The sequence below is a fragment of the Chryseobacterium sp. UF-290 genome, from assembly GCF_058245615.1.
This window is the reverse complement of record NZ_JBSICB010000009.1, coordinates 188,516-197,228: the sequence shown is the minus strand read 5'-3', so window position 1 is coordinate 197,228 and position 8,713 is coordinate 188,516. Positions and strand designations below refer to the sequence as shown.

Sequence of the window (8,713 nt, the reverse complement as noted above, 5' to 3'; positions counted from 1 at the left end):
CTTATGTAGAAATCGGCTTTGATTTCAAGGAAGCTGATATTATGCTGTATGATATGAGTGGAAGACAGCTTCAGAATATGAAGACGAAGAATAAAGTGACCAAGATTAATACCCAGTTTCTGATACAGGGGGCTTATCTGGTGACGATAAAAACAGATACCAATAAAACAACTAACGCTAAATTGATTAAGAAATAAATACAAATGAAGAAAGTATATTTATTATTGCCGTTGGTGGCAGTCCAGTTTTTACAATCACAAACGGCTTCTGAACCCACTTCTGTAAGTAATCTAATGGATAATATTAAACAATTATATCCAGCGGCACCTACAGCGAATAATTTAATGAAATTTGAGGAAGTACCTGTAAGTAATTATAGTGGTATCCCAGATATTAGAATTCCCCTCATTACTATTCCAGTTAACAATTCATCTATTACAATGAATGTATCCTTAAATTATCATCCCAACAACGCAAAGCCTGACGATAAGTCAGGTGAAGCGGGGCTTGGGTGGAATTTATTTGCAGGAGGAAGTATCACAAGAACTGTACGAGGGACACCAGATGACCAAAATGTTATACTCTCTCTTGGAGGCCAACCTAGTATAGGTATTTATTTTGATGAATTTACGTCTAATTTTTTAGATAAAAATTATACTCGAAAATATTTAGATGCATTAGAAACAGGTACAGGTTTAGGTTCTTCTGAAAATCATTTTAAAAAATTATTTTATGAAGCATTATACTTCAGTCGCTATGATACTGAATATGATTTATATCAATATAACTTCATGGGATATGCTGGAAGATTCATCATTAAAAAAGATCCAAATAACCAGTTATATGTTGAAAAATTAGATAAAAATAATTTGAGAATTAGTATAAGTTCGGTTGATTCAATCAATAGTTTTGAAGCCAATTCATTTATAATTACAGACGAGCAAGGCAATAAGTATACTTTTGATGTTACAGAAAAATCATTGAGAACATCTTTAACTAATCGAGTAGGATTTAAAGGGCACGTTAGTACAAATGCTTCTAATCTCGGCAATGTCAATTCTGCTTTTCACCTTAGTAAAATAGCAAATATGGCTGATGTAGAGCTAGTTAAATTTGATTATTATACTGCTCAACAGATTATATATACTGATTATTCTCATATATATAGATCTGCGAAAACACCCATACAATCCTATGAAGAAAAATTTGACAGAGAAATTCCATCAGCTCAAGAAACGAGTACAACAAGTACAACTACTTTAGTTCGAGCTTTAAAAGACATTGAGATTATAGGAAAAGGTAAAATTAATTTTACTTATTTGCAAGGAAGACAAGATTCTAATTTTACTAACCCTCAACAACTTTTAAAGTTAGACAAGATAAGTTTAACTGATTATTCAGGAAAGACTATTGAAAGCTACCAGTTAGATTATGATTATTTTACATATAGATTATTAGGTAGGGATGTTGACGAAAGAAGACTTTCATTAAAAAAAATCACAAAATATAATTCTTCATCAGGAAAGGAGTTCGATTATGCCTTAGAATATAACCAAAACAATTCTGGTTTTAGTTTAGGAAAAGATCATTGGGATTGGTTTAATTGTGTAAAGCCTACTGATAATTATTTACTAGCTAAAGAACCTTCTTCTGGCTGTATAACAACCAATTTATTGAAAAGTATTAAACTACCATCGGGGGGTATTAGGAAATTCAATTTTGGTATTAATACATATTCGTATGTCGGGAATGAGCCTGTAAATGTTTATGAGAATCCTAATAATTGGGAAAATTTAAATACCGAAGTTACCTACTTAAAAACAGAAAATCGTGTAAGGAAGTATTTTTTTACGATTACTTCTCCCCAAATGGTAGGGTTTGAATGTTTAGCCAATCAAATTGCTAATGATATTTGGAGTATATCAATTTATAAAAAAGAAGGTAATAATTATACATATGTAACAAATATTGGAACGTCTATAGATTTTGGATATGTAACTAACCATACAAGAGACCTTGATGCAGGAGAATATTATGTAATTTTTAATGGTGATTTTACAAACAACTATAATGGCACTGTTAATTTTATTGCGACATATAGAGATAAAAAAATAAATGACATTACCCCCTATTTATTGGGTGGCGGGGTTAGAATCAACAGTATAAGTTATTTTGATAAGCTTACTGATGCAACTCCTGTAAAAAAAGTAGATTTTGATTATAACAATGTTATTAATCCTCAAAAAAGTAGCGGAGCTTTAATATTTCCCAAACCTGTACATAGTTATAATTATGATTATAATAATATTTTTGTTTACGATTGTAGCCCTATGACACCTTGTAAACAATCATTTACTAATAATTTTACAATTTTTTCTACAGAGAATTTCCTTCCCGTTCAAAAAACACGGGGAGCTGATATAGGTTACCAAAATGTTTCTGTCTCAGAAACCAATAAAGGTGAAGATATATTTACTTATACCTCTCCTATAGACAATCCAAATCCTGAGCAGATTTCTTATGTTGTTCCTCCTTTTGTGGCTATTGGAAATTATGATTATAAAAGAGGTTTATTGATAGATGAAGAAACAAAAGACAATAACCATACACTACTTTATAAAAAAAATAATCAGTACAACACTTATGATTCGGAAAAATTATCAGGAATTACTTTAAGACATGCTGGCTCTCCGTTTACAGAATATGTATACGCAGGTAATTTTAAAACATATGAAGCTTACCTTTCAAATTGTGTAAATGCCGGACCGAATCCTGCATGTAGTAGTAATTCTATTGATATGATTGCTATTACAAATCATCGAGAGATTATTGGGAAAGCTAATGTAAGCTTGTCGGATGAAACTCATTATTTGCCTCATCCTGTGAACACTACTAAAATTTATGAGTATAATAATTTGGATTATCCTATAAAACATAAAAATATTTCCCCAGATGGAATTGTAAATGAAATCAATTATCTATATGCCCATGAAAAGAACAATCAGAAGTTGATCAATGCTAATATGATTGGATTTCCTTTAGAAACTACAGTTGTTAAAAAAGAAAATACTGCGGCATCCGCTAAAACACTTTCGAAAACAGAAACCAAATATGATAATCCTGCTCATTTATTTCCAACATCAGTATTATCCTATGACCTTCAAACCGGTAATCCATCTACAGAAGTTACTTATGATCTTTATGATAGCAAAGGCAACCTCCAGCAATACACAACAAAAAATGGTATTTCCACAGTCATCATTTGGGGCTACAATAAAACCCAGCCCATTGCCAAAATAGAAGGAGCGAAGCTTTCAGACATTCAACAATCATTAATTGATGTTATTGTAAACGCATCTGATGTAGATGCATCAGCAGGAACTAACAATGATGAAGCAGCTCTATTTACCACTTTTAAATCTTTTAGAAACAGCTTGCCAAACTACCAGATCACGACTTACACTTATGATCCTTTAATCGGGGTAAGAAGCATTACTCCTCCTTCCGGTATCAGAGAAAGTTACATCTATGATTCAGCGAACAGACTTGAAAAAGTAGTTGATGTGAATGGTAAGGTACTGAAAGAGTTTAAATACAACTATAAAAACTAACAAACGATGAAAAAGATAATAATTCCCATAGGATTTCTGCTGATGGGATCTGTAAAAGCACAGGTATCCGGTACAGAAAACTATATCCAAAGCAAAACTTACCTTGATTATAGTGGGACTACTCCTACAAAAACCTCAGAAACCGTTCAGTACTTTGATGGCCTGGGAAGACCTAAACAGGTAGTCAATGTTAAAGCATCTCCATTAGGGAAAGATGTGGTCACCCATATTGAATACAATCAGTTTGGAAGACAGGCCAAAGATTACCTGCCTGTTCCCCAATCAGGAACTCAGAACGGAGCAATTTATACTTCTCCACTGGGAAATGCTTCCTCTATCTATGGAGCAGAGAAGATCTTTTCTGAAAAGGTATTGGAAAACTCACCTTTGGATAGGATCCAGCAGCAGATCCAGGTAGGAAATGACTGGAGCAGTAAACCTGTAAAATTTGATTACGATGCCAATACAGATGGTGAAGTTAAAAAATACACTACTTCCACCACATGGGTAAATGGTGCTACCTCTTCTTCTATAAGCTTTTCAGGAACATTCGGGGGTGCACAGCTATACAAGAACACCGTTACCGATGAAGACGGAAACAAGACCATTGAGTTCAAAAACGGACAGGGCCAGACTTTGCTGGTAAGAAAAATGATCAGTGCTTCCGAAAATGCAGATACCTATTATGTGTATAATGAATATAACCAGCTTGCCTTTGTCATTCCCCCATTGGCATCAGTTTCCGCATCATTAGACCAGACAACGCTTGACAACCTCTGCTATCAATACCGTTATGACGGCAGAGGCAGGCTTGTAGAAAAAAAGGTTCCTGGTAAAGGCTGGGAATATATGGTATATGATAAGCAGGACAGGCTTGTAGGAACTCAGGATGCAGAATTAAGAACCAAAGGACAATGGCTGTATACCCAATACGATCAGTTTGGGAGAGTGGTTATTACAGGAATATCTGCTGGTGGGAACCGGAATGCGGAACAAATATTAGCTGACGGTTCAGGTAATTTGACGCGGACAGGTTTTGTTGTCTTTAACAGACAGGGTATGGATGTTTTTTATGATCCAGGTATTACCTATCCTCATGCTTCTAAATGGATAACTTTACTATCCTTGAACTATTATGACACCTATCCACAATATGGTTTCAATCCATCTTTTCCATCAACGATTCAGGGAGAGCCTACTTTGCTAGAAGCTCCTTCGTCAGACGGAAGAAGCACCAAAGGGCTGCCTGTGATGAGTTTTGTAAAGAATATAGAAGATGACAACTGGACGAAGAATTATACCTACTATGATACTAAAGGGCGGGCAATAGGAACTCATTCTATTAATCATCTGGGAGGATATACCAGAACAGAATCCCAGCTTGATTTTTCAGGAGTTCCCAAACTGACTGTTACAAGACATAAGAGACTGGATACCGATGTGGAAAGAATTATCACAGAAACGTTTGAATATGATCATCAGAACAGGCTGCTTGTTCACAAACATCAGGTAGACAGCAATCCTGTTGAAATTCTGGCTCAAAATAAATACAATGAATTGTCTCAGCTGGAATCTAAAAAAGTAGGTGGGACTGCTGCAGGATCTCCGCTTCAGCAGATTGACTATAAATATAATATCCGTGGTTGGATGACCAAAATTAATGATCCTGCAAATCTGAACGGAAAGTTTTTTGGATACGAAATAAAATATAACAACCCTGTAAATCCTAATATAGCTCCGGGAAAATTTAACGGAAATATTACAGAAGTAGATTGGCTTAATGCTTCCGAAGGGATGATGAAGCGTTATAATTATACTTATGATGGGCTGGAAAGGTTAAAAGATGCTGTATACTCTGAACCTAACACAACTACACCCTTCAATAATTATTATAATGAGCATCTGACCTATGATTTTAACGGAAACATTAAAACATTAAAAAGGAATGCGTTTCCCATATCAGGAACAACAGCAACCCAAGTGGATGATCTGGTATACGAATATACCGGAAATCGTTTAACGAAAGTCATTGAAAATGCGCTGAATGATACAGGATATGAAGGAGGCAATAATACTATTTCCTATGATCTGAACGGGAACATGAAAGATATGCCTGACAAAGGAATCCAATCAATTGCCTACAATTATCTGAATCTCTCCAATGAGTTCGTTACACAGCAAAATAGTTTTGGTCAGTTGTTATATGGCTCTATGAGCTATCTTTACAGCGCTGACGGGATCAAGCTCCGTAAAACATATTCCACCTGGCGGCCAAAGGGATTGGTAAGTATCCGGATCACAGACTACCTGGATGGCTTCCAGTATACTTACAGAGAAGGAGGAGGACCATGCTTAACGTGCAGAACAGAAAATGCATATGAAGAGCAGGCCTATAAAAATATTTTTGATCCTAGCATTCCTGTTAATCCGGAATGGGAACTGGATTTTGTGGGCACAGCAGAAGGTTTTTACAGTTTCAAGGAAAATCGTTATATTTACCAGTACAGAGATCATCTTGGAAATACCAGGGTAACCTTTGCTAAAAACAGCGCAGACGTTCCTGAAATTATAGATACCAATAATTATTATCCTTTCGGGCTTAACCATATCAAAGGAACATTTGAAAGTTCCAATTTTGGAAGTTTCTATAGCTATAAGTACAATGGCAAGGAACTTCAGGAGACAGGGATGTATGATTATGGAGCAAGAATGTATATGCCGGATCTGGGAAGATGGGGTGTAATTGATCCAAGAAGCCAATACACTCATGAAGCTTACAGTTATGTTTGGAATAATCCAATAAGTTTTTGGGATCCCACAGGTATGACAGGAGAATTAGCAACGTGTCCTACCTGTCCAAAGACAACAGAGTTTCAGCCATACATTAATGCTCCAAACAATGTATATGTTTATGAGCCTGACACAAACACCGCTGTAAAAGAAATACAAATTCAAGAAGTTACTCTTACCGGTAAGGCGAAAAGCAGTGATTCTGGTCCCGGAAGTTTAGCAATGGCGGCATTATTGGTTTCACAGGCAGATTCGCCTGTTCCCGGTCCTGCAGATGTTGTAGCAGCAGCAATGTTAATAGGAGCCGGAGTTTGGTGGACGGTTAATCAGTTTACACCTCCAAGTACAGGATACACCACTATTGCAGATCCTGGTGCAGGTTATAGAAATTTGAAAACTGAGGATACTGCCGAGGAGGATAAAGATGTGAATGGGGTAAAAGTGCCTCAAGAGGGAGACAATTCTGAATATGTAGACAAAACGGGTAAAAGAGCTGTTAATAATAAAGAGACAAATGTTTCTGAGGGGGAGTTTGTGGATAATCTAGAAAAATCGGGTTATAAAAAGACTAAAAGTTCAGAAGATGGAAAATCAAGAACTTATTCTAATGGGAAAACTTCTTATAACCTTCGAAATGATAAGAGAGGAAACCCTACAGCTGATTTCAAAAAAAATCCAGATGGAACAGGAAAAACAGATATTAAAATACGATTAAAACCATAAATATGGAAAATTTTGTAACTGATAGAAAAGAGTTTGAAAATTATAAATCGAAAATAAAAAAGTTATTTCCTGATTATAATTCATTTGAAAAAAACTCTTTTAACAATAACTTTAAGTACTTTATAGCTTTTGATTTTGACTATATTTTTGAAGAAATATTTTTTGAAGGTATAATATCTTTTTTGAATAAAATTAAAAATGGGAAGTTATTTTTCTATACAATTGATCCTTCCCCTGAAGACTATTTTTTTATACATTTTAATAAGTATAGTGTTTTTGAATTAGAAACAAATAAAAATTACAATGATTTTAATAGTATTGTGTATAAAGACCCTGGTGTAAACACCGCAGATGCTATTGGTATAAACTCAAACGAAATATCATGTTTTTCTAATTCAGATGATTGGGCGATTATAGGTTCAAGAGAGTGGGAAATTGCGATTGTGGGATTCACATCTTTGGATATGAAAGAAAAATTTTTGAATTCTTTTGGAGATAATTCAGATATATTCACCTCTATTGAACAACAGGTAAATATATTAGATGATATGTTAAATTTTGATAATGAGCTTAAAGCAGACTATAACGAATTGGCAAAGAATTATCAGGATAGAGAATAACCCCTCGCTGGGCGCGAGCATCTCGCTCGTTCCTTGAAAGATAACAAGAGGCTGTCTCACTTTTGAGACAGCCTCTTATGATTATGGGGTGAGAATGTATATGCCAGATATAGGAAGATGGGGTGTGATAGATCCGTTGGCAGAGAAAATGACGAGATTTAGTCCTTATAATTATGCGTTTAATGACCCTATAATGTTTGTTGATCCAGATGGTAGAGAAGCTCAGGGGTGTTGTGGTCATTTGTGGAATCTTGCTAAAACTTATTATTCTGGAATGTATCAGGGAGCGAGAGGAGTTGCGAAAGAAACCTATCAAGGGGTTAGACAGGTTGTAACTCATCCAATAGAATCTGCAAAATCTTTGGCAAACACCCCAGGAGGAGCTTTAAAAGCTGGTATTTCTAAGTCTGTAAATTTAATGGGATCAGTAGCAGCCTTACCTGCAATTGCAGGATCTAGTATAAAAAAAGGAGATGCTACAGTAGCAGGAAACATCGCAGGAAGAGTTTTAGGAACTGCTGTAATAGAAGGAGGATCTGCCTTAGCTACAGAAGGAGTTGGAAGTCTGGCGAAAACAGCTGTATCAAAAATGGCAACAAGAGGAGCAAGAGCTGTTGAGAGCGCTGAAGCTTCTATATTTTCTAATGTAGCAAAAGTAGAACAAATTGCTGAATCTAAAAATATAATGAGTATGCAGTCTGGATTAAGAGACGAAGGTGTTGTTGGAGAAATCTTAAATAAAATGAAATCACCGGAAGGATTTAATGTTTCAGAGTATACAATTGGAGGTTATTATTCTGAAGGGGCTTATTATATTAGTGAAGGAAACCATAGAATGGCTGCTGCATTAGAGTATCAATCTTTAACAGGAAATTCTAGATATGTGACAGAGTTTTTGCAAACAGGTTCATGGACAAGAAAGGCTCCTACATCTAAAACTTATAAATTTAAAGTAAATACAGATTAATA

5 protein-coding genes are annotated in these 8,713 nt (G+C 35.2%); all 5 read left to right on the top strand.

Annotated elements, in window-relative coordinates; translation table 11 throughout:
• On the top strand, window positions 1-197 hold a 197-nt coding region (locus AC4IF5_RS12785), incomplete at its 5' end, for a T9SS type A sorting domain-containing protein (protein ID WP_490735064.1).
• A gap of 6 nt (window positions 198-203) precedes the next feature.
• The gene (locus tag AC4IF5_RS12780) at window positions 204-3,611 is read left to right on the top strand and encodes a hypothetical protein (protein ID WP_490735063.1); all 3,408 of its coding nucleotides are present in this window, start codon (window positions 204-206) and stop codon (window positions 3,609-3,611) included.
• A gap of 6 nt (window positions 3,612-3,617) precedes the next feature.
• Window positions 3,618-7,124: a DUF6443 domain-containing protein gene (locus tag AC4IF5_RS12775; RefSeq protein WP_490735061.1), complete on the top strand. Its 3,507-nt coding sequence runs from the start codon at window positions 3,618-3,620 to the stop codon at window positions 7,122-7,124.
• 2 nt (window positions 7,125-7,126) lie between these two features.
• Window positions 7,127-7,744, top strand: a complete 618-nt coding sequence (locus tag AC4IF5_RS12770) for a hypothetical protein (RefSeq protein WP_490735059.1) — start codon at window positions 7,127-7,129, stop codon at window positions 7,742-7,744.
• Window positions 7,745-7,784: 40 nt separating this feature from the next.
• Entirely contained in the window at window positions 7,785-8,711 is a 927-nt protein-coding gene (locus tag AC4IF5_RS12765) for an RHS repeat-associated core domain-containing protein (RefSeq protein WP_490735076.1), read from the top strand.
• Window positions 8,712-8,713 lie beyond the last annotated feature (2 nt).

What these genes read in the sequence shown, in the direction of transcription:
- AC4IF5_RS12770 (WP_490735059.1), top strand. Translation starts at nt 7,127, where the DNA reads ATGGAAAATTTTGTAACTGATAGAAAAGAGTTTGAAAATTATAAATCG.
- AC4IF5_RS12775 (WP_490735061.1), top strand. Translation starts at nt 3,618, where the DNA reads ATGAAAAAGATAATAATTCCCATAGGATTTCTGCTGATGGGATCTGTA.
- AC4IF5_RS12780 (WP_490735063.1), top strand. Translation starts at nt 204, where the DNA reads ATGAAGAAAGTATATTTATTATTGCCGTTGGTGGCAGTCCAGTTTTTA.